The organism is Pseudomonas sp. B35(2017) (assembly GCF_002113645.1).
Taxonomy (GTDB): Bacteria; Pseudomonadota; Gammaproteobacteria; order Pseudomonadales; family Pseudomonadaceae; genus Aquipseudomonas; species Aquipseudomonas ekonensis.
In genome coordinates this window covers 1-23937 of sequence record NZ_NEIZ01000029.1, presented here as the reverse complement: position 1 = coordinate 23937, position 23937 = coordinate 1, and the positions used below count along the sequence as shown (strand labels likewise).

The 23937-nt window shown below is 67.8% G+C and carries 21 protein-coding genes; 2 read left to right on the top strand and 19 right to left on the bottom strand.

The genetic code is table 11. The features are described 5' to 3' along the window. Positions 1–10: 10 nt before the first annotated feature. The 19 genes from CAG41_RS27510 to CAG41_RS27420 form a co-directional block, all read right to left on the bottom strand. Complete coding sequence (locus tag CAG41_RS27510) at positions 11–442, bottom strand: curli assembly protein CsgF (RefSeq protein WP_085586869.1); 432 nt, start codon at positions 440–442, stop codon at positions 11–13. Beyond that, the gene (gene csgE / locus CAG41_RS27505) at positions 439–831 is read right to left on the bottom strand and encodes a curli production assembly/transport protein CsgE (protein WP_085707731.1); all 393 of its coding nucleotides are present in this window, start codon (positions 829–831) and stop codon (positions 439–441) included. Before csgE ends, CAG41_RS27510 begins: the two co-directional genes overlap by 4 nt. Next, positions 828–1367 (bottom strand): type II secretion system protein, encoded by a 540-nt coding sequence (locus CAG41_RS27500; protein WP_085641222.1) that lies wholly within the window; start codon positions 1365–1367, stop codon positions 828–830. The genes csgE and CAG41_RS27500 overlap by 4 nt, the downstream gene beginning before the upstream one ends. Next, complete coding sequence (locus CAG41_RS27495; protein WP_085586882.1) at positions 1342–1716, bottom strand: type II secretion system protein; 375 nt, start codon at positions 1714–1716, stop codon at positions 1342–1344. Before CAG41_RS27495 ends, CAG41_RS27500 begins: the two co-directional genes overlap by 26 nt. Positions 1717–1721: 5 nt before the next feature. Further along, a complete protein-coding gene (locus tag CAG41_RS27490) occupies positions 1722–2192 on the bottom strand; it encodes a type II secretion system protein (protein ID WP_085586866.1) in 471 nt (156 codons plus the stop codon). A 2-nt stretch (positions 2193–2194) separates the two neighbouring features. Beyond that, positions 2195–4042: a secretin N-terminal domain-containing protein gene (locus CAG41_RS27485; protein ID WP_085586865.1), complete on the bottom strand. Its 1848-nt coding sequence runs from the start codon at positions 4040–4042 to the stop codon at positions 2195–2197. After that, positions 4039–4557, bottom strand: a complete 519-nt coding sequence (locus tag CAG41_RS27480) for a hypothetical protein (protein WP_085695421.1) — start codon at positions 4555–4557, stop codon at positions 4039–4041. Before CAG41_RS27480 ends, CAG41_RS27485 begins: the two co-directional genes overlap by 4 nt. Next, positions 4557–5105: a GspMb/PilO family protein gene (locus tag CAG41_RS27475; protein WP_085586863.1), complete on the bottom strand. Its 549-nt coding sequence runs from the start codon at positions 5103–5105 to the stop codon at positions 4557–4559. Before CAG41_RS27475 ends, CAG41_RS27480 begins: the two co-directional genes overlap by 1 nt. Then, complete coding sequence (locus CAG41_RS27470; RefSeq protein WP_085586862.1) at positions 5092–5637, bottom strand: pilus assembly protein; 546 nt, start codon at positions 5635–5637, stop codon at positions 5092–5094. Before CAG41_RS27470 ends, CAG41_RS27475 begins: the two co-directional genes overlap by 14 nt. 1 nt (position 5638) lies before the next feature. Then, the gene (locus CAG41_RS27465) at positions 5639–6442 is read right to left on the bottom strand and encodes a hypothetical protein (protein WP_085707730.1); all 804 of its coding nucleotides are present in this window, start codon (positions 6440–6442) and stop codon (positions 5639–5641) included. Next, positions 6423–8144, bottom strand: a complete 1722-nt coding sequence (locus tag CAG41_RS27460) for a GspE/PulE family protein (protein ID WP_085634111.1) — start codon at positions 8142–8144, stop codon at positions 6423–6425. Before CAG41_RS27460 ends, CAG41_RS27465 begins: the two co-directional genes overlap by 20 nt. An 84-nt stretch (positions 8145–8228) precedes the next feature. Next, complete coding sequence (locus CAG41_RS27455; protein ID WP_085586859.1) at positions 8229–8762, bottom strand: response regulator; 534 nt, start codon at positions 8760–8762, stop codon at positions 8229–8231. Positions 8763–8995: 233 nt separating this feature from the next. Next, positions 8996–9949: a peptidylprolyl isomerase gene (locus tag CAG41_RS27450; RefSeq protein ID WP_085586858.1), complete on the bottom strand. Its 954-nt coding sequence runs from the start codon at positions 9947–9949 to the stop codon at positions 8996–8998. A gap of 15 nt (positions 9950–9964) precedes the next feature. Further along, positions 9965–11497, bottom strand: a complete 1533-nt coding sequence (locus tag CAG41_RS27445) for an ABC transporter substrate-binding protein (RefSeq protein ID WP_256575604.1) — start codon at positions 11495–11497, stop codon at positions 9965–9967. 51 nt (positions 11498–11548) lie between these two features. Next, a complete protein-coding gene (locus CAG41_RS27440) occupies positions 11549–12169 on the bottom strand; it encodes an SCO family protein (protein ID WP_085641230.1) in 621 nt (206 codons plus the stop codon). Beyond that, the gene (locus CAG41_RS27435; protein ID WP_085707729.1) at positions 12166–12816 is read right to left on the bottom strand and encodes an SCO family protein; all 651 of its coding nucleotides are present in this window, start codon (positions 12814–12816) and stop codon (positions 12166–12168) included. Before CAG41_RS27435 ends, CAG41_RS27440 begins: the two co-directional genes overlap by 4 nt. A gap of 13 nt (positions 12817–12829) precedes the next feature. Then, the gene (locus tag CAG41_RS27430) at positions 12830–14695 is read right to left on the bottom strand and encodes a cytochrome D1 domain-containing protein (RefSeq protein ID WP_371856136.1); all 1866 of its coding nucleotides are present in this window, start codon (positions 14693–14695) and stop codon (positions 12830–12832) included. Positions 14696–15153: 458 nt separating this feature from the next. Continuing rightward, on the bottom strand, positions 15154–21003 hold the full coding sequence (gene mnxG / locus CAG41_RS27425) for a manganese-oxidizing multicopper oxidase MnxG (RefSeq protein WP_085707737.1): 5850 nt from the start codon (positions 21001–21003) through the stop codon (positions 15154–15156). A gap of 203 nt (positions 21004–21206) precedes the next feature. Continuing rightward, a complete protein-coding gene (locus CAG41_RS27420; RefSeq protein WP_085634109.1) occupies positions 21207–21830 on the bottom strand; it encodes a lytic transglycosylase domain-containing protein in 624 nt (207 codons plus the stop codon). Between the two features lie 217 nt (positions 21831–22047). Here CAG41_RS27420 and gspG point away from each other — a divergent pair, with 217 nt between their 5' ends. Then, positions 22048–22482 (top strand): type II secretion system major pseudopilin GspG, encoded by a 435-nt coding sequence (gene gspG / locus CAG41_RS27415; protein WP_085586852.1) that lies wholly within the window; start codon positions 22048–22050, stop codon positions 22480–22482. Between the two features lie 13 nt (positions 22483–22495). After that, complete coding sequence (locus CAG41_RS27410) at positions 22496–23683, top strand: type II secretion system F family protein (protein ID WP_085586851.1); 1188 nt, start codon at positions 22496–22498, stop codon at positions 23681–23683. The last annotated feature ends 254 nt before the right edge of the window (positions 23684–23937 follow it).

Here is a 23937-nt window from a genome sequence, read left to right as displayed (position 1 = left end):
GCTCATCCCGTCATGGGTTGAGGCCGTTAACCTGAATTTCCGAAACCTCACCGGTCGCTCGGTCGGTCACTTCAATGCTCAGTGCCCCGGAGTCGTCGATGACGTTGACGATGAATGCGTCGGTGGACAGGCTCCCCGTGTTGCCGGTGGAGATGTTGTCCAGCAGTTGTCCCAGCAGCCGTGACTGCAATTGGCTGGTGAAGCGCTCCAGCGCGGAGGTGCCGGCCACGGTCGTGCGGCGCTTGAGATCCGGATCGTCGTGGTCGTTCTGGGCCTGGGCGTTGTTGAGCAGCCAGGTGCCGTTGAGCGGGTTGCCGCCGAACGACGGGTTGACCGGCGTGTAGACCAGTTCGGTGGCCTGGACGGCGGCGCAGCCGGCCAGGCCGATCAGCCATCCTGCGATCCAGGGTGCGCGGCGCCGTGAGAACGTTGTCGTGTTCATAGTTCGTCCTTCTCGAGGTCGGTGGTGTCCTGCAACAAGGTCTCCAGCTTGCGCTGGACAACCTGGCGTCGAACCCAGTCGGCGGCCTCGTAGGCCTCGTCCTTCAGTTCCACGGTGTTCGGCGGCAGGAAGCGCCGATAGACCAGGCGTTGCTGATATTCCACGGTCACCAGGCTGCCCCAGCGCGCGTCGGGCCGCTCGCGCACCACCAGGTTGAAGTCCATGGGGCTGGTGTCGCGCAGGCGTTCGCTGAACAGGTAGTAAAAGTCATGGCCGATGTGCGAGATCGTGTCGTCGACGATGAAGCCCATCATTTCGTCTTCTTCGCCGGCCTGGGCGCAGCACGCCGCCAGGACGAGGATCAGCGCACAGCAGAACCGGCCGATCATGGCTGCAGCGCCTGCGGCAGGGCCGACGGGTTCTTGGCCGGGCCGTTGGTGCCGTCGAGGAAGGCCTTTTCGGCGACGAACTGCCAGTCCGAGTAGCGGGTCATGCCTTCGAAGTCCGACCACTGCGCCGGGAAGTCCGCCTGCTTGAGCGGCGTCTCGGTGGAGGGGCTGTTGATCCCGGTGATGCGCCCGTCGAAGCCGCGCTGCAGCGCCCATTCGCCGCCGCCCACCGGGTCCGGGTACAACCGGCGCAGGTGATGCCGGGGCTCGGGAAAGCGCTCGTCCTGCAACAGGTCCACCAGCTCCTTGGGGTACTGCGCCAGCCCCGGCGAACTGCGGTAGTAGCTGCGCAGCGCCTGGGCGTATTGGCTGCCCACCCACAGCAGCTGTTTCTCCCGGTCGCGCCGCGACACCGTCGACCATAGCTCGCCGGCGCTGGCCAGGCCCATGCCCATCAGCACGATCAGGAACAGCACGCCCAGGTAGGTGAACCCGCCCTGCCCCGCGCGCTCACCACTCCGAATACTGGCTGCCATCACGCGCCCTCCCGGTGGCTCCGCTCTTGATGTCGGCCACGCCGCCCGCCACGCCGTCCGGCGGCGCGACCAGCACCCATTGGTCCTTGCGCTCGGTGATCGGGTCGAGCGGCGCGTTGCGCAGGTAACGCAGTTCCACCAACTGATCGATCGAGTCGGGGTAGCGCCCGGTGTCGCCGTAGTAGTGGTCCAGCGCCTCGCGCATGGCCGACAGGCTCTGGCGCAGGGTGGTTTCCTTCGAGGCCTCCAGGCTGTTGAAGTAGCGCGGCAAGGCGATGGTCATCAGGGTCGCGATGATCGCCATCACCACCATCAGTTCCAGCAAGGTAAAGCCCTGTTCCCGGCGCATGAGGTTCACCACTCGCGGTAGGCGATGCCGTTGAGGCCCTTGCCCCGCGCCTTGGAGTAGACGTCGAACACGTCTTCGCCGTCGCGCGGGTTCTGGGCCGAACTGTTGTAGGCGCGCAGGCCCCAACCCCCTTCGTCGTCACGCTTGGCCGGCACCAGCGGGTCACGCGGGATGCGGCGCAGGAAGTAGAACTTGGCGCCCTTGGCACTGCGCACGTCGCGCACGCCGTCCACCAGCACCTTGAGGTTCGGCGGGTAGCCGCTGCTGTTGAGCGACTTCTCGATGTAGCCGGCGTCGAAGGCGCGCTTGTAGGCGTCGATGCCGTCGCGGATCTGGTACAGCGCCGTGCGCAGCTCCTGCTCCTTGCCCCGACGCACCAAGGTTTCGGTCAGGGGCGCGGCCATGCCCGCCAGCAGGCCGATCAGGGCCAGCGTCACCACGACTTCGATCAGGGTGAAACCGCGCTCGGTGTTCATGATCAAGGCTTCTCGACGGTGACGCGGGTGGTGGCGACCGCCGCCCCGCCCAGTGCACGAGGCTGTACGGAAGGCGCTGGGGTGGCCGCCTGCATCGAGCGGTCCGGCGCCTGGATGTGCATGCTGGTTTCGGTGCCGGTGGGGAACTCCATGTCCGACGGGCTCTGGTACGGCAGGTTGCGCACGATGCGCGGGGTGATGGAGAGCACCAGTTCCGACTTGCCGACGGTGTCCTTGTTGCTGCCGAACAGCCGGCCCAGGCCGGGGATGTCGCCCAGGCCCGGGATCTTGTTGCCGGTGGCGCCGTGGTCGTTGCGCACCAGCCCGGCGAGGATCTGCGTCTCGCCGTCGTGCAGGCGCAGCGAGGTCTGGGCGTTGCGTGTGTCGACCTGCACCGGGATCGTGCCCTGGCGGGTCGGTTCCAGCGGCGTGGCGTTGCTGACTTCCAGCGCGATCTTGATCGCCACTTCGTTGTTCAGGTGCACGGTGGGCTGCACTTCAAGCTTCAGGCCGACGTCGAGGTAGGTGACGCTTTCGGTGATCACCGGTCCCTGGGTCGAGGGCACCGAGGTGGCGCTGATGATCGGCACCCGCTGGCCGATGTGGATGCGCGCCTGCTCACGGTTGCTGACGCGGATCACCGGGCTGGCCAGGGTGTTGATGTCGTTGTCCTGGGCGTTGATCTTGGCCTGGGGCGACGGCGCGATGGAGATGCGGTCGGAGTTGATGCCCTTGAGCTGGCCCAGCAGGGTCACCGGCGAGCCGTCGCTGTTGACCACGCCGAAGGTGCTCGGCCATTGCAGGCCCAGGTCGAGGATGCGCTGGCGGGCGACTTCCATCACCTCCACCTCCAGCACCACTTCGGGGTTGGACTGGTCCTGGGACTGCAAGAGTTTCTCGGCCATGCGCACCGCGTCTTCGGTGTCGCGCATGGTCAGGGTGTTGAGGCGCTCGTCGACGAACACGTCGCGGGTCTTGAGCATGGTCTTAATCATGTTCAGCGCGGTGTTGGCGTCGATGCTGGTCAGGTAGAACGTGCGCATCACCAGCTCCTGGTAATCCTTGAGCTTCTGCGGCGAGTCCGGGTAGATCAGCAAGGTGTTTTCGTTCACCACTTTCTGGTGCAGCTGGTTCTGTTGCAGCAGCAGTTGCACGGCGTCTTCGATGCGCACGTCACGCACGAAGATCGTGGCCTTGAGGTCCGGGCGCAGGTCCTTGTCGAAGATGAAGTTCAGGCCGGCGACCTGGGACAGCACCTCGAACACGGTCTTGAGGTTGGCTTCGCGAAATTCCAGGGTCACCGGCCGGTCGAGCCGGGTGCGCAGCTGCGGGTACTGCACGACGTTGCGGCTCTGTACCAGGCGGATGTTGCCTTGCAGCTCCAGCGCGCCTTCGTTGGTGGGGTCGAGTTCGAGGATCTGCTTGACCTGCCGGTCGGCGCCGTAGATGTCGCCCCGGCGCAGGTCGCCGCGGGCCAGTTCGAGTTTCTCGTCCATGCTGCGCAGGTAGTCGAGCTGGCGCAGGGCGTCCTGGGCGCGGCGGTTGTTCGGCTCGATGGTCAGCACCCGGTTGTAGGCGGTGCGGGCCGAGGCGAAGTCCCGCCGCGAACGGTCGGTGTCGCCGGAGGTCAGCAGCGCGGTGATGGCCTTGGCCCGGCCGCTGTTGAGCGCCAGATGCAGCTCGGTGTCGCGGGGGTTCTCCCGCAGGCCTTCCTCGATCCGGGCCAGGCCCGCCTCGTACTGGCCCTGGTCGATCAGGTCGGCGGCCTCCTTGTTGGCCACCTGGGCCGAGCTGCACGCGGCCAGCCCGGCGCACAGGCCCAGGCTCATCAGCAAACGGGATCTGTTCATTGCGTACTCCCCACAGACAAGGTCTGCGACAAATGCAAAGGCAGGTAGACCAGGCTCAGTTCCAGGTCGGAAATGCCGGTGATCTTCCAGGTGTCGTCGATCACATCGCCGTTGCGCACGACGTAGATCTTCTCGCCGTCCTGCAGGAACACCTGCAGGTCGCTGCGGTCATGCAACCGGCCGACGAACTGGAACGGCACCGGCGGCAGGCTCGGGGCTTGCACCGCCGTGGCCGGGTTGACGGGTTGCTCGGTGACCGTGGCCAGGGTCGGCGCAGGCTTCCAGGACTGAGCGGCGAACAGGTCGCCGGCCGGCCCCAGGTCCTTGATCGGCGCGGCGTCGGCCTTCGCGCCACCGGCGGTCGGCGCGCCCCGGCCAGCGGTCTTGGCCGGGGTGGCCACCGCGAGGTCGGCCGACTCGCCGTCTTCGCCCGGGCCGAAGTATTCCGGCAGCCAGGCCAGCGCCGCCGCCACGCCGAAGAACGCCACCCACCCGACGATGCGTTTGGTGTCCATCACGACCTCGACAGGTAAAGGGTCAAACGGATCCGGCCGGTGAGGTCGGTGTCGGCGATCTTCTTGCGCTGGAACTCGACGTCCTCCACCACCACCGCCGGCAACTGGCCGAGCAAGGCATGCAGGAAACGGCGCAGCTGCGGATAGCTGCCGCGCACCGGCAGCAGGATCTGGTAGCGCGCCAGATGGGTCTTGGGATCGACGCCCAGGGCGTATTCGCCGCGGGCCAGGGTGATGCGCTCCTGGGCCGCCAGGGCGTAGATGCGGTCGATGGCGACGGTGGCCTGGGGCTGGGCCGGCAACTTGTTGCGAAAGTCGTCGAGCTGGCGCTGCGGCACCACCGGCGGCGCGATGCTGCCGTCCTCGACCTTGGCCAGGTACTCGGTGGCCTCCTCGGTCTGGCGGCTCAACTGTTGCAGCGAGTGCCAGCCCGGCAGCAGGCCGCCCAGGGCCCAGGCCAGCGCCACCAGCAGCAGGGCCAACCCGGCCACGCCCGGCACGCCGAGGCCTTGCAGGTATTCGTGGACGATCAGTCTAGGGATTCGCATCGCCCATCTCCCAGGTCGCCGACAGGTTGAACTGCACCGGGTGCTCCGGCGATTTCACGACGATTTCGTGGCTCAGCAGCGACACGTCCGACAGCTCGTCGCTGGCCTCCAGACGCTTGTGGAAATCGAGCATCGCTTGCAGGTCCCGGGCCTCGGCACTGATGCGCACCTGGCCCTTGCGTGCGTCCGGGGTCAGACTGAGCAAGGCGATGTCGCCCCGGGGCATGGCTTCGAGCATGGCGAACAGGCGTTCCCACGGGCGGCGCAGCTGCTGCGACACCTTGCGCATCTCGGCCAGGTTCTGCGCCTGTTCACGGGTCTCGGCCGGGGTCAGGCTGGCCTTCACGCCGCTGTCGCCGGTGAGCTTGCGCTGGGTGTGCTGCAAATGGCCTTGCTGTTGTTCGGCCTGGGCGCCGAGGTGCTGCTGCACGCCGAAGCACACCAGCGCCAGCAGCGCGCCGCCGCCGAGCAGGCTCCAGCCCAACGGGCCGGAACGGGGACGGGGCTGGAAATCCAGATTCAGGGCGCGCATGTCAGGCCACCGCCCGGGACATGACGTACAAGCCGTCACGCACGGTCATCGAGTCGTCTTCGAGGGTGCGCACCTGCACCCCGTCGATCTGCGGCTGCACATCGAGGCGCGCCGGGGCGTGCAGGTAGACGTTGAACGGACGCTCGCTGGCGCTGGCCTGCAATTGCCGCTCGCGGCCCACCAGCGCGGCCAGCGCCGCATCGCTGTCGCTGCCGCCCACCGAACGCACCGCCGTCCAGCGCCCTTCCCGGGCCAGCAGCAACACGCTGCGCTGCGGTTCGGCGACCACGAACAAGAAATCGCCGGCGTCGAGGCTGCGGTCGAAGCGGTTGAACGCCGTCATCAGGTACGGCTGCACCGAACGCAGGCGCAAGCCACGCCCGGCGACCAGTGCACGCAGACGCTCCAGCAAGTCCTGCGGCAAGGCGCTGGCGATGCGGTCGTGGCCCGCAGGCTCGGCGGACAGCACCAGGCTCCAGGGTTGGGTCGGCGCGCCGAACAGGTCTTCGAAGCACAGCTGGGCGAAGCCGCGCAGTTCCTCGGGGGTGCAGATCTGCTCGCTCCACGGCACCAGGCAGAAACGGCTGAAGTGCCCGGAGACCACCACGCACAGCTCGGCGCCGGCCTTGGCGTGTTCGCCGAGCAGGCGGTCGAGGGTGTCCAGCGCCACCGCGTAGCTCTGGAAGCCTTCGTCGATGTAGCCGACGCTGCCCAGCCACAGGATCTCGCTGCCCCGCCGCTGCCCCAGGCCCACACCGCTGGCGCCGAGCACGGCGACAAAACGCTCACGCGATAAAAGTGACACGATTGATCTCCTCCAGCGTAGTGCGGCCGTGTTCCACCAGTTCCAGCGCCGATTCGCGCAGCAGGCGCAGACCGCGCTCGCAGGCCAGGGCCTTGATCCGGGTGATGGGTTGGCGTTCGACGATCATCTGCCGCAGCTCGTCGTCCAGGTGCAGCAGTTCGGCGATCGCCGTGCGCCCGCGGTAGCCGCTGCCCCGGCAATGGCCGCAGCCCTTGCCGTGGACGAAGCGGTAATGGCCGACCTTGTGCGGGTCGAGGCCCGAGGCGCGCAGCTCTTCTTCGCTGGGTGTCACCGGCGCGCCGCAGCTCGTGCACACCAGGCGGATCAGGCGCTGGGCCAGCACCGCGTTGAGCGCCGAGACCAGGCTGTAGGGGTCGATCTCCATCTGGGTGAAGCGGCCGATCACATCGAACACGTTGTTGGCGTGGATGGTGGTGAACACCAGGTGCCCGGTGAGCGCCGACTGCACGGCGATCTGCGCGGTGTCCGGGTCGCGGATCTCGCCGACCATGATCTTGTCCGGGTCGTGGCGCAGGATCGACCGCAGGCCGCGGGCGAAGGTCAGGCCCTTCTTCTCGTTGACCGGGATCTGCAGCACGCCCGGCAACTGATATTCCACCGGGTCTTCGATGGTGATGATCTTGTCCACCCCGTGGTTGATCTCGGTGATCATCGCGTAGAGGGTGGTGGTCTTGCCGCTGCCGGTGGGGCCGGTCACCAGCACCATGCCGTAGGGTTCGGCGGCCAGCCTTCGCAGTTGGCGCAGGGTCTCGTCCTCGAAGCCCAGGGCCTGCAGCTGCACGCCGCAGACCTTGTCGGCCAGGTCCTGCTTGTCCAGCACCCGCAGCACGGCGTCCTCACCGAAGATGCTCGGCATGATCGACACCCGGAAGTCGATCTGCCGGCCGCTGATGCCGATCTTGAAGCGGCCGTCCTGGGGCACGCGCTTCTCGCCGATGTCCAGTTCGGCCATGACCTTGACCCGGGAAATCACTTGCTCGGCGAACTCGGTGCCCTGGATCTTGCTGATGTTGTTGAGCACGCCGTCGATCCGGTACTTGATCACCAGCCCGTTGCCGGTGGTGCCCAGGTGGATGTCGCTGGCGTGCATTTTCAGCGCGTCGTAGAGGGTCGAGTTGACCAGTTTCACCACCACGCTGGCGTCTTCGCTGATGCTGGTCAGGGACAGGCTCTGCAAGGTGTCGGTCTGGGTGCCGGCGTCGGCCTGGGCGTTGAGCGACTCCACGGCGTGGAAGCTTTCTTCGTGGCGGGCCAGGTAGGCGCTCAGGTCGTCGGCGTGCACCAGGTACAGCGGCGCGCCGTGCAGGCACTCGTCGATCCAGGCCAGGCGTGCGCTGTCGAAGGGGTCGGCGAACACGCCGATGACCTCGTCGCGGTGGCGCAGCAGGATGAATTCACGTTTGAGGCATTGCGCGAGGGTGACCCGGTCGAACACCGGGACGGCCGAAAACAGGCTGTCGGTGTCGAGCACCGGATAATGCAGGGTGGCGCCGAGGCTGGCGATGAACGGCATGGGCGCCAGTTCGCTGAGGCCGGCCAGGGCGTCGAGCATCCGTTCCCCGGAGCCGGCGGCCCGTGCCCGGGCCTGGGCCAGTTGCTCAGCGGTGAAGCGTGCCGGGGCCTGCGCTTGCGGCACCGGCTCGGCCAACGGCGGTTCGACGACAACGGACAGACGATCCATGGCTTGCTCTCCAACGCCCGGGGCCGGGGGCCCAGTCGGCGCGGCAGGCCATTGCGGCGGGTGCCGGAACGTCTGATCGCGCCACTACTCCCCGGTGAGCATTTGGTCGTCATCCGGTGCCAGGGCGTCCGACTTGCTTCGTCGGCGATCCGCCAGCACCCAACTGCCATCGAACAACTGCAACGGGAAGCTCTCGGTCTTGCTCTGGCGTCGTTCGACGAACCCTTGCGAAGGGCTCGCACCGGGTCTCGCGCTGCGCTCGATCCCCAGCAGGTCACAGATCGCCCGCGCCAGTTCCGCCAACGGGAACGGCTTGAACAGGATGTGGCTGACTCCCAGTTGCCGCGCCCGCTCACAGACTTCAGCGGTCGGGTGACCCGTTATCAGCACGAAATGACACGTCCTGTTCCGGCGGACGGCGTCGAGCACCTCAAAGCCTTCCATATCGGGCAAGCGGTAATCGAACACCATCACATCGGGGGCGAAGGTCTCGGCCTGGCCGATCCCGTCCGCGCCGTCATGTGCAATCCGGACGTCCAGCCCCTGCGTCGACAGGTAAACCTGAAGGTTTTCCGCCAACTGCTGTTCGTCTTCGACAACCAGTACTTTGTTAACCAAGGTGGACTCCTTGAAACCGCAGGTCCGGCAGTGGAAACCTCGGGCCGGGCCTGGTGGAGTGCGCCTCGCCAGAGGTAACGCACACTTCATGCCAGGCCGGGTGCCGGTCATTTTCTGTTTTCATGTCCTTGAATTGAATGGAAATGCCCGCTCGTCCCGGTACCCCGTTCCCCAGAAACGGGGAAGCACCTGAATGGGCATCGAAGCCATTCCCCACTATTGGGGGGGAACCTTCAGTCGTCGTCAATGCGTTCGATCCTGTTCTGCGCCCGCAATTGCGCGAGCGCCTGACGACGAGCCTGGGTCTGTCGCTGTCGGGCAAGGTAGGCCCTGACCGTTTCCAGCCCTTGCTCCTCTGGGACATCGGCCGCCTCCTTGTGGTTCTCGACGATGATCAAATGCCAGCCGAACGGTGTGCGCACCGCTTGGCTGAGTTCCCCGGGCCTCAAGGCAAACGCCGCCGCCTCGAACGCCGGCGCCATCTGCCCGCGGGCGAAGTAGCCCAACTGCCCGCCTTGGCTGGCCGTGGCATCTTGCGAGCCCTTTTGCGCGACGCTGGCGAAGCTTTCGCCCCGCACCACCGCCTCGCGCATCTGCATCAAGCGTAGACGCGCCGCCTCGACCGTGGCGGAATCGGCCTCCCGCGCCACCTTCACCAGAATGTGCCGGGCCTGCACCTGCTCCGGCGTGCCCATCTCGGCGCGGTGTTCCTCGAAGAAGGCGCGCACCTCTTGCTCGGCTGGATCGTCAGTGCGGGTCAGTTCGGCGAACATCCGTTGGGCCGCCAGTTCGCGGCGGGTGTACTCGGTGAACGAGGCCTCGTCGAAGCCGGCCTCTTGCAGGCGCCGGGAGAATTTCTCCGTGCCGCCGATGGCCTGGCGGGTCTGCTCGACCTGCTGGCGCACGGTTTGCTCATCGACCTGCACCCCGCGCTTGCGCGACTCCTGCCACAGCAGTTCCTTGTCGATCAGCATCTGCAACGCCGCTTGCCGCAACTGTCTGTACGCCTTGGGGTTGCGGATGCTCGCCACGGCGCGGCCCTGGTCTTCCAGGTATTCGGTGAAGTAGCGCTCCAGGCGGAATTCGGAAATGGCCTCGCCGTTGACCCGCGCGGCCACCGGTTCCTGACTGGCGAACGCCGCCGGGAGCCAGCCTGCGAACAGCAACAGCATCGTCTTGAGCTTCATGATCCATCGCTCCGGTCAGGGTGTGTCGACAACAGGTCTGTAGGGCGCCACCAAGTAAAAGCGCTGGTCGGGCAAATCGATCGTCACCACATGGGCCCCGCTCAGCCCCAACCGGCGTCCGGGGCCGAAGCTGATGCGCGGGGTCAGGCCGGTGTCGAAGTCGTGCAGGCCTTCCAGCGCCGCCACCAGTTTTTCGCGGCTGGCGTCGCGCCCGGCCTGCTTCATGCCTTCGCTGAACAGCAGCATCGAGGCGTAGGCGCCCACTTGCAGCACCGCGTGCTGGGCGCCGAGGCCCTGATGCTCGCGCAGCAAGGTCAGCGCCAGGCGCCCGGCCTGGGTCCAGTCGCTGGGCACGAACGGATAGGCCAGAAACACCCGCCGCGAGAAACCGTCCGGCACCTGCAACAGGTCCCCGGCCACCTGGCTCGACGCGGCGAACAGGTACGGCACCTGCCCGGCCTTCTGCAGCCCGTTCGCCAAGCGGCTGAACCCGCCGCCGCTGCCCAGGTAGAACACCGAACGCGAGCCCAGCGGCACCGTACCGGCGGCCGCGTCGTAGGCCTGCACCTGCACCTTCTGCCAGCCGTGGTTCTGCAGGTAGCGACCCAGGGCCTGGGCCGCCTGCGCCTGGCCCGGGTCGTCGGGATAGGCGATCAGCGTCGGCCCCTGCAGCACCCGCAGGCTGGCCGTGGCGTAGTCGGCCAGCGCGATCAGTTGCTCGCGCAGGCCCGGCAACGGTTCGAAGATCTGCGGGCTCGACGGCATCGGGCCTTGCAGCGACAGCGGCCCGATCAGCGGCAGGCCGGCCTGTTCCAGGCGCGGCGCCAGTTCGCTGTCCAGCGCAGGCGCCAGCGGCGCGATCAGGGCGAACACGTGCTCGTCGTCGATCAGCCGTTGCAGGGCCTGTTCGGCGCTGGCCCGGTCGGGGCCGGGGTCGGCCACGGTCAGACGCAACTGCCGGCCATGGATGCCGCCCGCCTCGTTGATCCGCGCCACGCTGCCGTTGAGCACCGCCGCCACCGTCGCGCCCTCTTCGGCCAGCGGGCCCTGGCTGGGCAACAGGGTGCCCAGGTGCAGGGTGTCCGCCTCCAGCCCCGGGTCGCGCTCGTCGGCCAGGCGCTTGAGGTACGCGGTGAGGTTGCGCTGATCCTTCATCGACAACAGGAAGCGCGGCATGCTCGCATCCAACCGATGGTTGCCGGGGTCGCGGCCCTGCTGGATCGCCCGCGCCAGGCTGGCGTCATCGTAGGCCGGATAGCGGCGGCCGTTGACCTGCTGGCCGTAGGCGCTGGTCAGCCGCGCCCAGTTCAGCTCCGGCGGGCGCACCCCGCCCTCGGGCCGGCCGAGGCCGTCGGCGCCGTGGCAGTTGGCGCACGGCAGGCTGGTGGCCGGCAGCAGCACATCCGCCGCGCCGACCCGCGCCATGATCGGCTCGCCGCTGGCCGACAGGCCTTCGCGGTACAGGCGCTTGCCGGCGCTTTCCTCGTCGGTCAGCGACAGCGCGCCCGCGCCCAGGCTGGTTCCGGTGAGCAGAACCAAGACAAGCATGCGGAGGATCGCGACTGGAAATCCTGCGGGAGCGGTTTTCATGGCCAGGCCTCAGCGTCCGGCCACGGGCATCGTCAGCAGCTGCAAGCGCTGCGCGATGGCCGCTGCGGGGGCGTCGGGGCGGATCTTGCTCCAGCGCTTGTTGGCCACATCGCCGACGATCAACTGGGTGGAGTGCTGCTCCGGGGTCGGCACGATCTGGCCGATGCGGCCGAGCACCAGATCCATCTGCGCCTTGTCGCCGGTGAGAAAAAGCCAGTGAGGGTCATCGGCGCCCTGCTTCAAGGTGTAAGCCTTGAGCACCGCCGGCGTATCGCGCAGCGGGTCACTGGTAAGGGAAATGAAGGTGACGCCGTCGGCCTTGTCGCCCAGCAGCTCGCGCACTTCCTTGAGCTTGCGGGTGATCAGCGGGCAGGCGTCGTTGCAGCTGGTGAAGATGACGTTGAGCAGCACCACGCGGTTCTGCAGGGCGTCGCTGTAGAAGCGCTGGGTCTGGCCGTGCTGGTCGGTCAGCAGGGTGTCGGTGAACCAGGTCTTCGCGTCGTGGGTGCCTTTGGCCGGGGCGGCGCTGGCCGTGGCGGGGGCTGGCTGCACATGGCCCTCGTGGGCGAACGCCACCAGGCTGAAGATCCAGAAGCACACGGTCAGGGTGATCCAGTCGAGGGTTCTCATGGCTGTTGCTCCATGGCGATGGCCGTGTGTTTGGCGTGGGTGCGCAGGCCGCTGAGTTTCTCCACTTCCTTGGCCAGCAGGGCCGGATCGGTGAAGCCGTAGTAGCGCATCCAGTGGCGGCTGTTGCCGTCGCCGACGAGGATCAGCGGCTGATGGTTCTTGAAGTCACCGCTGAAACTGCCCAGGCCCTTGAGGGTGGCGTCGATGGACCGGGGCGAGCCGGTCAGCCAGCTCCAGCCCGGCCCCCGCTGGAAGATGCGGGCGTATTCCTGCAGGCGCTTGGGGTCGTCGCGCTGCGGATCGATGCTGATCGACACCAACTGCACTTCGCCGCCGACCCGGGCGCCGAGCTGCTTCTGCACCTTGCCCATGATCGACGAGACCACCGGGCAGACCGTGGTGCAACTGGTGTAGATGAAGCTCATGACCACGATCTTGTTGTGCACCAGGTCCTGTTCCAGGTGCACGGTCTTGCCGTTCTGGTCCACCAGGGGCACGTCGGCGAACTTGACCTGGGCGTGTTCCTGGGCGCTGGCGGCGGGTGCCTTGTGGCCGGCGTGCTCGTCCGTCGAATGGGCGCTGGCCGGGTGGATGCCGACGCTCAGCAGGCACAGGGTGAGCAGGCTGCGGGATGCGAATCGCTTCATGGTGGCGTCCTCGTCACTGAGTCTTGCCGGGCAGCACCCGGACACTGGCAAAGGTCTTGTCGTCGAAGCCGGCGCCCAGCGAGGCGGCGCGCACATGCAGGTACCACGCGCCGCTGCGGTCGAGGGTCACGGGGGCTTCGTAGATCCCGTCGGCGACTTCCAGCGCCGCCACCGTGCGGGGGCGCGAAGTGGGCGCGAGGAAGTAGCGCAGCTGCACGTCCTTCACCCCAGCGCGTGCGGTGTTCTGCTTGCCCTGCACGATGCGAAAGCGCACCACGTAGGGGTCGTTGAGCGCCACGGCGGTCTTGTCCAGCAGGAACTCGACCTTGGGCGTTCCAGCGTGCCGGGATTGAGCGCTGTCCGGCTCCACCTGCGCGGTGAAGCAATGAATGAGGTTCGGCTGGTTGAGCAGGAACGCCACGTCGAAGCGCCCGGCCGCCGGCAGCTTGACCCGCGCGCTGTACAGCCCCGGCGACACCTCGCGCAGGCTGCGGTCGACGACCAGCGCGGCCCGGGCCGACTGGCCCCGGTTGGGGTAGCCGGACATCGGCGCGTTCATGCCTTCGGCGTAGAAATAGGTGGTGTTGTCCACCGGGTTGACCACGAACACCGCGTTGTCGTCCCGCGCCACCGCCAGGCTCGATGCCAGCGGCAGATCCCCGGCCAGCCGCGGCGGCTGGGGACCTGCCTCGAACCCTTGGCTGATCGGCTGGCGCCCTTCGCCCAGGGACGCCAGGTTGATCATCGTGACCTTCGGCGACGCCAGGCCGCGCACGTAGGCGTAGGCCCGGGTGAACACCACTTGATAGGGTTCGGCGGACACCTCCAGGTCATGGATCGCCGCGTCGTTGGCGGCGTCGATCACTGTGGCGCGGTTTTCCACGGTGTTGAGCACCACACCGAAGCGGCCGTCGGCGCCGAAGCCCATCGGGCCCAGGCCCTGCTGCAGTTTGATCACCCGCCGCACCGCATGGCTGGCGCTGTCGATCACGGTCACGGTGCCGTCCTTGCCGTCGGCCACGTACACCGCGCCGGACAGCGGCGAATAGGCCACCGACAGCGGACTGGCGCCGGTCTTGACCTGTTTGAGCAGGCTGAGGCTGGCGACGTCGATGACGCTCAGGGTGCCGTCGTCGCGGTTGCTGACGAACGCGAAGCGGCTGTCCTTGCTGAAGGCGATTTCGTGGTGGCCGCGGCCGGTCGCCAGGTGTTTGAGCGGTTTGAGGCTTTGGGTGTCGATCACCGTGACGCCGGACTCATCGGCCTTGGCCGCGTTGTTGCCGACCCACAGCAGACGCTCGTCCGGCTGCAGCGCCACCCGCACCGGCTGGCGGCCGGCGGCGACGGAACCGCTCACCTTGAAGCGCTCGCTGTCGATCACCGCCACCTGTCCCGCCGCCGGCATCGACACGAACACCTGCTTGTTGTCCTTCGGCGTGACCCAGTCCATCGGCGGCCCGGCCAGTTCGATCCGCGCCAGGGTGCTGGTGATGCCGCCCACCGACACCGACGGGTCGACCACGGCGAGGCTGGCGTCGCGGTTCATCACCAGCACGAAATAGCTGTTGAGGTCGAGCAGCGGCCGTGCGCCGATGTTCGACTTGAGGAACACCCCGACCCGCGACTTGCAGCTGCGGTCGCGGCCCTGGGCCTGGTCGGCGGCGACGGCCTGCGGATCGATCCACGCCCCCGGCGCCACGCCGGACAGCGGCTGGCCGGAGGCGGCGTCGGTGATGCGGAACTGCACGTCGGCGAACTCGCCTTCATGCAGTGTGCCGTCCTCGGCGAGCGGCCGGAGCGCGAAGTCCACCTTCACCCCGTCCCGGGCCAGGGTCTGCACCTCGTCGGCCTGCGCCAGCGCACCGGCGAGCGCCAGCATCCACGCACTGATTCTGATGATCCAGCTCATACCGCACTCCCTCCGCCTCATGGCCAAACCCAACCGCCTGCACACCGCCCTGCCCCTACAGAGAATCCCCTCGCACACCGCCGCCCCCCTGTGGGAGCGAGCCTGCTCGCGATGGCGCCAGTTGCCGCACCATCCAGATCCGCGTCGTGCCCATCGCGAGCAGGCTCGCTCCTACAGAAAAGCCACCTGCCCACCGCCGCACCCTGTGGGAGCGGGCTTGCCCGCGATGGCGCCAGTTGCCGCACCATCCGATTCCGCGTCGTGCCCATCGCGAGCAGGCTCGCTCCTACAGAAGAGCCCCTGCCCACCGCCGCACCCTGTGGGAGCGGGCTTGCCCGCGATGGCGCCAGTTGCCGCACCATCCGATTCCGCGTCGTGCCCTTCGCGAGCAGGCTCGCTCCTACAGAAGAGCCACCTGTGCGGCGCCGCTATTGCCCTGCGGGCGCCGGCTCGGGCTCGTTGGTCACCCGCAGCAGGCCCCACAGCCCGGCGGTGTTGCCGAACGAGGCGTTGTCGCGGAACAGGTAATCCCCCGGTATCGCGTTGCTGCCCCCGGCGCTCGGCAGCATGAAGCTGAAGTGCGCCGCCGGCAGCACGCTCTCGCGGGCGCCGATGTACATCGACATCGGGTTGTAGCCGAACTTCACCGAACCCACGCCAGGCGCGTTCATCGGGTAGCCGCCGACATCGCTCTTCTCCGACAGGAACGGGTTGACCGACCACAGATGCCCGTCGAGCTGGAAGGTCGAGCCGCGGCTGCCGCCGGTGGGCATCAGGATGTGGGTACGGAACGGCTGCCCCGGTTTGGCGTAGAACACCGGCGTCTGCGGATCGCCGCCCACCAGCGCGTTGCTGTAGGCCATGTGCGCGTTCGGCACGTCGCCGTAGCCGTGGCCGTCGGCGCGGCCGAACGGTGCGTCCGGCGCCAGCCCGAAGCGGTACCACATCGGTTCGGCCTTGTAGTTGATGGCCATGCCGGCGTTGTCCTTCGGATCGTTCGGCACGCCCATGCCTTCGGAGGCGATGCCTTCCACCGGCCGGCCGTTGGCCCAGCGCAAGTTGAGGGCACGCTGCCAGACCATGGCGAAGTCGCGGTAGGCCGTCTGCCCCGCCACCGTCACCGTGGCCGCCGCTTTGCGGGCGTCCTCGACCCAGGTGGCGCCCATCGGCAGCACGCTCATCGCCCCGCCCAAGCCTTTCTGCGGCTGCTTGATCACGTCCGCCGGGGTGAAGTTGAGGCCGCCGAACTCCACCGCCGTGGCGTTGATGTTGTCGACGTTGCGCCCCAGCTGCGTCACCGGTTTGCCTTCGCGCTCCAGGTGCCCGGCGTAGTACTGATAGGTACGGGTCGGGTACGCGCCGCTGTTGCCGATGCGCGGCGGCACGGTCTGGATCGGGTTGGCGCCGACGTTCACGCCGTCCGACTTGGTGATGTCGTAGGCCAGCAGTTGCGCATGCAGGCCCACATGGCTGGACGGCCGCAGCAGGTTGTTGTTGAACGTGGTCGAGCCGTCGCCGCCGTTGCGGTCACGCTTGGCCAGGCCTTGCAGGATGGCGGTCTGGGCCAGGTCCGGCATGACGCTGGGCAGGCGGTTCTCCAGGGTGATGTTGATGCAGTCGCCGGCCGCCGCCCGCAGCACCAGCGGCTCCACAGGCACGCCGGGCTTGAGCTTGCCGGTGGCCGGGTCGAGGTCGGACTTGCGCACGTAGAGGATCGCGGTCGGGTCATGGATCGGCCCGCTCTGTCCGCCGATCGTGATCGTCTCGCCGTCCTCGGGGTCGGTCACCGTCACCTGCGGAATGCTCACCGGCCGCGAGTTGAACACCAACGTGCCGCCGGCCGGGTTCAGCGGCCCGCCGACATGCTGGCCGAGCCCGGCCGGATCGCCGATGGCCAGCGCCAGCGGGTTGCGCAGGATGTCGTTGGCCAGCGCCGCGACCACTTCATAGTTGCGCTGCACGGTGGGCCGGGTGCCGATGCCGTTGGGGTTGGCGCTGATCCGCGGGCAGGTGCCGTCGAACGCCACGGTGTTGCGCATGCCGGTGGGCTTGGAGTTGTTCGGCAGCGCGAACAGGTCGTTGCGCTGGGCGGTGTAGTTGCGCATCACGCCCCAGATGCCGTTCCAGTAGCCTTCGATCGAGGCGTCCATCGAGTACAGGTAGTCCCCGGTGGTGGCGGCGGAACTGGAGAGCATCGACACCGGCGCAATGAAGCCCATCTGCTCGGAGATCCCGACCATCTGCGAGGCGCGCCAGCCGGAGTTCGAGCTGTTGCCGAACCCGGAACCGCTCTGCAGCCACTTCACGCCGTGCAGGGTGACGTTGTGCTCTTCCTCATGGCCGCCGGCGTGCACCCGCAGCCGCACGTTGTCGCCGGTGTAGGTGCGCAGCATCGGCGTGAACGGATCGCCGGGCTCGGCGCCGCCCTTGTTGATGTGCGGCGGGAACAGCGTGGTGCCGCCGGTGGGCCCGGTGGCGGAGGCGATCTGGTTCGGCGCCAGGTTCATCGCCGGGATCGCCCGGTCGGTGCGGCTCTGCATGGCGTAGGCCAGGTCGCCGCCCAGGCCGTCGGCCTGCATGCCGCGCTTGCCGTCGGGGCCGACCTTGTTCGGGTCGAACACCCGCAGGGCCAGCGGCTCGTTGCGGTAGTTGACGACGAACATGCCGGGGTCATCCACCGAGATCGCCTGCGGGCACGGCCGGCTCGGGCAGCCGGGCTTGATCCCGCCGCGGGCCTCGACCACCGCTTCGAGCAGGTTGCCGGCGTTGTTGCGCACCGGCGGGTTGATCGCGAAGCGGAAGCTGTCGGCGGTGGCCGGGAACGCCTGCGCATCGGGAATCCCGTTGGGACCGGCGCCCACGTACACGCCGGCTTCATAGGCGTGCTGGAAGTCGCTGTACTCCAGGAAGAACTCGCGGAAGCTGTCGTTGAGGCCGTCGCCGTCGAGGTCGCCGGTGTTGATCACCGCTTGCCACGAGGTCGGCCCGCCGTCCTGCCGCGCCCCGCTGTACAGCGGCTCGCCGGTCTCGGCGTGGAACCAGGTGGAACCGGCAGGCTCGGCCAGCACGGTGGCGTACAGGCCGATCTGCTGATGGGTCGACGGGCCGAGGTGGTCGTGGGTGAAGATCGTGCCCAGGCCGCGGTCCACGCCTTTGGTGTTCACCACCGGGTCGACGAACCAGCGCTGCATCGCCGTGCGCGCGCCCAGCCAGTCGCTGCGCCCGTATTGGCCGAAGAACGGATGCGCACGGGCCTTCGGACAGGCCGGCGTGCCGTCGCGCGGGTCGCTGCCTTCGCAGCCGTTGAAGGCGCGGATGGCGTGCACGCGTTCCTGCACGGCGCCGGGGGAAAGCACCCCGTCCTCATAGTTCCAGCCGTTGGAGGAACCGTCGGCGGCGGTCAGGTCCCACTTGGGCAGGTGGATGTGCTGGCCGATCACATCGGTGGGGGTGCGCACCTGATAGTCGTCCATCTCATAGACGGCCGGCACCAGGTTGGTCTGCTGGTACTGCACGCAGTCGAAGGTGTTCATGCGCATCACCAGCGGCTCCGGCGGACGCTGCTTGGTGATCACCGGCCACGCGTCCTCCCACAGCGCCAGGATGCGCGCCTGCGGGAAGTGGTAGCCGACCTTGTTGTACACCGCGTCGAACTGGATGTTGGCGGCCTTGTAGACCCGCGGGCGGTCGGCGGTGAAGGTCGACGAGCCGACGAACGACAGCCCGTCGAGGCGCTCGCCGCTGGCGAACTCACCGCTGCCGGCGCTGCTGGTCAGGCGCTTCTGGCGGTCGTCCATGCACGGCTCGTAGTACGGCGCACCGGCCACCGGCAAGGCGCCGTTGGTGCGGAAGGCCTTGGACACCACCTGGTTGCCGGGCAGCAAGGCAAAGCTTGGGTGATCCTTTTTCGCGTGGAAGGCCATGGCGGCCTGCTCGACCTCGGTGCCTTCCTCCGGCAGATAGATCGGCTTGGCCCGCACCACTTCCTTGGAGAAGTCCAGCGAAGTGGTCACCGTGTGCGCCTCGCCGCCTGCGGATTTGCCGTCCAGCGCATGGCGCGGCAGGCCGCCGTCCCAGCCGCCCGACTGGTTCGGGTCGAGGTTGGCCCACAGCGCCTTGCCGCTGGCCTTGAGCGCCTGCGCGGAGGCGGCGTCGAGCATGTCCAGCGGCGGGGTCGGCGGACGCTGGCCCACCGAACTTTCCATGCCGCCGATCCAGAACGGATAACCGGGGTTCTTCAGGCTGCCGTCGGCGTTGCGGTTGGCCTCGCTGCGATCCACCAGGGCCAGCGACCCGACCGCTTGGCCTGCTCCGGTGCCGCCGTGGTGCCCGTCCCCGTCGTCATCCTCTTCTTCGTCATCTTCATCGTCATCGTCGTGGCCGGCGACCAGGGTCTCACTGATCTTCGGCACCACCACGACCTTGCCGGGCATCGGCGCCATGGCCTTGCCGGGCAGCGGCACCACCGCCGGGATCGGCGTGCCGGCGATGATCTCGCCGTCGGGCAAGGCCCGCGCCCCGGCCGCCGGCTTGCCGCTGCGCAGCGCATAAGGTTCGCTGTGGAAACCGTCGGCGCCCTGCTGCGACACTTCAAGCCGGGTGCCTTCCTCGAATACGTCGTGCACCCGCCACATGGCCCACATGCCTTGGGCAAAGTGCGGATAGAAATGGCAGTGGAAGATCGCGTCCCCGGCCACCCGGTTACGGTTGCCCGAGCCGCCGTTGGCGATTTCGTAGGTGTAGCCGGCGCCCGGGCCGATGCCTTGGGCATCGACGTAGTCGGAGTTGTCGTCGTTGGGGTTGAACAGCCACTGGTGGCCGTGCAGGTGGAAGATGTGGTGCTCGTAACCGTTGTGGGTGTTGCGGAACTTGACGAAGTCCCCGATGTAGCTGTGGTTGACGTTCGACGGCTCCGACGGGTACAGCGCCATGGTCGCCTTCACGCCCACCTGATCGGCGCGCGGGGTCTGGCCGGGGGCGATGTTCTCAAGGCCGGCGTTGGCCGGCACGTCCACCAGCATCGCCACGTCGCCCACGGTGTGCGAGCTCAGGAAGAACTCTTCATAGGCGCACGACAGGCAATCGTGCATCGGCCCCACGCCCAGGCGGTTGGCGATGACTTCCGCGCCCATGCCGCCGGCCCCGTAGTTGATCATGAACGAGTCGCGGGTCGGCTCCAGCACATGGCCCATCACCGGATCCGCGAAGTACGCCGGGAAGGCCTGGGTGACGGCGGTCTCGTCCTGGAACTGCGCGGCGAAATCGCGGAACGGCTCCAGCCGGTTGGGCAGCGCCGGGTTGCGCTTGCCCATCGACTCCAGCGGATAGGTGACCGCCGGGAAGCTGCCGTCGGGGTTGCCGCCCATGACGATGGCGTCGCTTTCGCTGGAGATGATTTCGCTGCCGTCGACCATGGCGATGATCGGCGCCCCGGCTTTGCCTTCGCGCAGCCAGGGTTCGCGCTGCGGGTAGCGGGCCTGGTAGTCGACGACGGGGTGGCCGGCCGGCGTGCGGCCGGTGCTGGCCAGGCGCATCTCTTCTTCGGTGACGGTGTTGCGGTAGGTGCGGCCGCCCTTGGGCACGACCACCACCTGGGCGAACAGGCCGTTGGCGTTGTTGCCGGCCGCCCCTTCGCCGCCGAAGGTCGCGCCGCGGCTGCTGACGTCGAAGGCCCCTTCGCGCTCGGCGAACAGGGTGTAGGAACGGCTCGCGCCGGGGGCGACCAGGCTGTTGCCGTTGCGGCCGGTGAACGAGGCGATGTCGTCGATGCCGTTCACCGCCTGCAAACCGTTGACCTGGAACCCGACATGCCGGTCGGCCACCTGCTCGTCGGCCTTGAAGGCCTCGCCGGCGTTGGCGTTCTCCAATGCCTCTTCGCCCTCGTCCTCACCGCCCTCGGCGGAGTGGTGGTTCGGGTTGGCCTGGTACGCCAGCAGGTTCTGCAGGTTGACGGTCAGGCAATCCCCCGCCGCCACCCGCAGCACCAGCGGCCGCGGACGCTTGTCGGGCCGCAGCGAGACCTTGCCCGGCACCGCCGCGCCGCCCTGGGCCAGGGACACGTTGCGGTCGTCGACCACGTCCCGGCGCAGGGCGAACATCATGCCGTTGACGTTCTGCGCCCCAAGGCGGTTGAACATCAGCGGCTGATCGAACGCGACCACGTTGGCCACCAGGTTGCGCTCGCAGCGCACCGCCGCGCCGGCCAGTTCGACGCTGAGCATCGAGGCCAGCAACAGCAGCCAGTTCAACAGGGACGGAGCGTGGTGGATGCCTACCATGATCACAGACCTCGCAGTGGGTGCTCGCAGGGAATGATTCTCGACAAAGCCTTGGGAGCAATCCGCGTGCCACAAAAAATTGGTTTGTTTCTCAAGCACTTGCCGCAACGACTTGAAGAACCGGGGAATATTCCCCACCCGTTTCCCCGGTTTTCCGGGCCTCGCCCGTTGCCCCGAAGTTGGGGAAAGACCGGTGCGCCGGCCTACAGCGGCGCATCGTCCGCCAGCCCCTGAAGACGCCGGTACTGACGCAGGACGCTGGGCACGTAACGCTGGGTTTCGGCGAACGGCGGGATCACCCGGCCGCGGCTGAGCACCGCGTCGGGCCCCGCGTTGTACGCGGCCACGGCGAGGGCGATGTCGTTGTCGAACAGGGTCATCAGGCGCTTGAGGTAACGGGCGCCGCCCTGGATGTTGGCCTTGGGGTCGTAGACGTCCTTCACCCCCAGCTCCCGCGCGGTGTCGGGCATCAACTGCATCAGCCCCCCCGCGCCCTTGGGCGAGGTGGCGCCGGGGTTGTAGTTCGATTCGGCGTTGATCACCGCGTGCAGCAACGCTTCGGGCAGGTGATTGGCCGTGGCCGCCGCCGACACCAGTTCCGCGTAGGGCTGGGCGGCGATCATCTGCGGCTGCCGGTCGGCGCCGGCCAGCGTGTTGCCGGGTTCGTGGATCACCCGCTCGTAGCTGCGGCCGGGGCGGTGGACGTTGGACAGCACGTAGCTGCCCTTGGCGTCCACGGAGACGAACACATCGGCGTGTGCGACTGCAGTCAGGAACAGGCCGCCGAGCAGTCCTGCGGCGAGCAATCCGGTGGCGAACGGTTTCATGGTGGGCCTCCCCGGAGCGGCGCTGAAAATTGGGGGAAATGCCCCACTCACCGATCCTGGAACCGTCTTACGCAAGCACTGTGCCGACTTGCGCAAGGCCCGTGGCGCAAGGCCCCGGCCAAAGTTCCGGGGCAAAGTTCCGGGGCTGAGCACGGCTATTGCATAAGCCTGGGGCAAGCCCTCGCAGCGACCCGGCTGCCCGCCCACGGAGGTCATCATGAAACGGTGTTTGCGTTCGTCACCGCGTGCCCAGCACGGCTTCACCCTGCTTGAACTGCTGGTGGTGCTGGTGGTGCTCGGCCTGCTGGCCGGGATCGTCGCGCCCAAGTACTTCGCCCAATTGGGCCGCTCCGAAGTGAAGGTCGCCAAGGCGCAGATCGAAGGCCTCGGCAAGGCGCTGGACCTGTACCGGCTGGAGGTCGGTCACTACCCCTCCACCGAACAAGGATTGCAGGCGCTGGTGACCGCCCCGAGCGACGAAGCGAAGTGGACCGGCCCGTACATCCAGAAAAAACTGCCGCTGGATCCGTGGGGCCGCGCCTACACCTACCGCTACCCCGGCGAAAACGCCGAGTATGACCTGCTGTCCATGGGCAAGGACGGACAGCCCGGCGGCGACGGCGAAAACGCCGAAGTCACCAACTGGCAATGAGTGGAGCGCGAACATGCGTTTTCATCTGAAGGCGGTGGGCAAGGCCGGAGTGGTGTCGCTGAGCGTCGAGGCGCCGGGCCAGAGCGAAGCGCGGCGCATCGCCGAGGACCAGGGCCTGCGGGTGGTCAGCCTGCACGCCGAGCGGCACTGGCGGTCGTTGCGCCTGAGCCAGCGCGAGACGTTCAACCTGGTGCTGTTCAGCCAGGAGCTGACCACCCTGCTCAACGCCGGCCTGCCGCTGATCGACGCGCTGGAAAGCCTGGCGGAGAAAGAGACCGCCCCCGCCGCGCGCAAGACCCTCAGCGAGCTGGTGCGCCTGCTGTACGAAGGCAAATCCTTCTCCCAGGCGCTGGGCCAGTTGTCGGCGGTATTCCCGCCGCTGTACGTGGCGCTGGTGCAGTCCAGCGAGAAGACCGGCGCGGTGGGCGACGCGCTGGGCCGCTACGTCAGCTACCGCCAGCGCATGGACGAGGTGCGGCAGAAGATCGTCAGCGCCTCGATCTACCCGTTGCTGCTGCTGGTGGTGGGCGGCGGCGTGGTGCTGTTCCTGATGGGCTACGTGGTGCCGCGCTTCAGCCTGGTGTTCGAAGGGTTGGGCTCGAACCTGCCGTGGCTGTCGCAGATCCTGATGGGCAGCGGGATGTTCCTGCATGCGCACCAGGGCGAATTCTTCGGTGCCTTGGCGGCGCTGGTCGTGGCGCTTGCGCTGCTGCAGAAGCAGCCGGCGTTCCGCCGGGCGCTGGATCGGTGGGTGGAGCGGTTGCCTGCAGTGCACCAGCGGATCGTCATGTATGAACTGGCGCGGTTCTACCGTTCGCTTGGGATTCTGCTGCAAGGCGGGATCCCGCTGGTGACCGCCATGGGCATGGTGCGCGGCCTGCTCACCGTGGCCTCGCGCACGCGGCTGGATCAGGCCTGCGAGCGGGTGCGCGAGGGCCAGTCGCTGTCCGCCGCGCTGGAGCTCAACCGCCTGGTGACGCCCGTGTCCCTGCGCCTGCTGCGTGCCGGGGAGCAGTCCGGCAACCTGGGCCAGATGATGGAACGCAGCGCCGATTTCTACGACGAGGAGATCAGCCGCTGGATCGAATGGTTCGTGCGCCTGTTCGAACCGCTGCTCATGACGTTCATCGGCCTGCTGATCGGCGTGATCGTGATCCTGATGTACATCCCGATCTTCGAGCTGGCCTCAAGCATCCACTGACCCCGGGAACGGGTCGGACTGACGCGACAACGCACATCCACGTTCCCAACCCAGACCCACAAGACGGAGAACGATATGCACATTCAAAAGCTCATGCTCGCCATGGCCATCGGCGCGGTTCTGTCGGCCTCCACCGTATTGATCCCGGACAGCGTGTCCGGGGTGGCCAGCGTTCAGGCCAAGGACGGGGGAAGCGGTGGTGGTGGCGGAGGTAGTGGCGGCGGCGGAGGTAGTGGCGGCGGTGGTGGCGGTGG

What these genes read in the sequence shown, in the direction of transcription:
- CAG41_RS27435 (WP_085707729.1), bottom strand. Translation starts at nt 12,816, where the DNA reads ATGAAGCGATTCGCATCCCGCAGCCTGCTCACCCTGTGCCTGCTGAGC.
- CAG41_RS27460 (WP_085634111.1), bottom strand. Translation starts at nt 8,144, where the DNA reads ATGGATCGTCTGTCCGTTGTCGTCGAACCGCCGTTGGCCGAGCCGGTG.
- CAG41_RS27470 (WP_085586862.1), bottom strand. Translation starts at nt 5,637, where the DNA reads ATGCGCGCCCTGAATCTGGATTTCCAGCCCCGTCCCCGTTCCGGCCCG.
- CAG41_RS27440 (WP_085641230.1), bottom strand. Translation starts at nt 12,169, where the DNA reads ATGAGAACCCTCGACTGGATCACCCTGACCGTGTGCTTCTGGATCTTC.
- mnxG (WP_085707737.1), bottom strand. Translation starts at nt 21,003, where the DNA reads ATGGTAGGCATCCACCACGCTCCGTCCCTGTTGAACTGGCTGCTGTTG.
- CAG41_RS27420 (WP_085634109.1), bottom strand. Translation starts at nt 21,830, where the DNA reads ATGAAACCGTTCGCCACCGGATTGCTCGCCGCAGGACTGCTCGGCGGC.
- CAG41_RS27500 (WP_085641222.1), bottom strand. Translation starts at nt 1,367, where the DNA reads ATGGCAGCCAGTATTCGGAGTGGTGAGCGCGCGGGGCAGGGCGGGTTC.
- CAG41_RS27410 (WP_085586851.1), top strand. Translation starts at nt 22,496, where the DNA reads ATGCGTTTTCATCTGAAGGCGGTGGGCAAGGCCGGAGTGGTGTCGCTG.
- CAG41_RS27445 (WP_256575604.1), bottom strand. Translation starts at nt 11,497, where the DNA reads ATGCTTGTCTTGGTTCTGCTCACCGGAACCAGCCTGGGCGCGGGCGCG.
- CAG41_RS27430 (WP_371856136.1), bottom strand. Translation starts at nt 14,695, where the DNA reads ATGCTGGCGCTCGCCGGTGCGCTGGCGCAGGCCGACGAGGTGCAGACC.
- CAG41_RS27485 (WP_085586865.1), bottom strand. Translation starts at nt 4,042, where the DNA reads ATGAACAGATCCCGTTTGCTGATGAGCCTGGGCCTGTGCGCCGGGCTG.
- gspG (WP_085586852.1), top strand. Translation starts at nt 22,048, where the DNA reads ATGAAACGGTGTTTGCGTTCGTCACCGCGTGCCCAGCACGGCTTCACC.
- CAG41_RS27450 (WP_085586858.1), bottom strand. Translation starts at nt 9,949, where the DNA reads ATGAAGCTCAAGACGATGCTGTTGCTGTTCGCAGGCTGGCTCCCGGCG.
- CAG41_RS27490 (WP_085586866.1), bottom strand. Translation starts at nt 2,192, where the DNA reads ATGAACACCGAGCGCGGTTTCACCCTGATCGAAGTCGTGGTGACGCTG.
- CAG41_RS27495 (WP_085586882.1), bottom strand. Translation starts at nt 1,716, where the DNA reads ATGCGCCGGGAACAGGGCTTTACCTTGCTGGAACTGATGGTGGTGATG.
- CAG41_RS27480 (WP_085695421.1), bottom strand. Translation starts at nt 4,557, where the DNA reads ATGGACACCAAACGCATCGTCGGGTGGGTGGCGTTCTTCGGCGTGGCG.
- csgE (WP_085707731.1), bottom strand. Translation starts at nt 831, where the DNA reads ATGATCGGCCGGTTCTGCTGTGCGCTGATCCTCGTCCTGGCGGCGTGC.
- CAG41_RS27475 (WP_085586863.1), bottom strand. Translation starts at nt 5,105, where the DNA reads ATGCGAATCCCTAGACTGATCGTCCACGAATACCTGCAAGGCCTCGGC.
- CAG41_RS27510 (WP_085586869.1), bottom strand. Translation starts at nt 442, where the DNA reads ATGAACACGACAACGTTCTCACGGCGCCGCGCACCCTGGATCGCAGGA.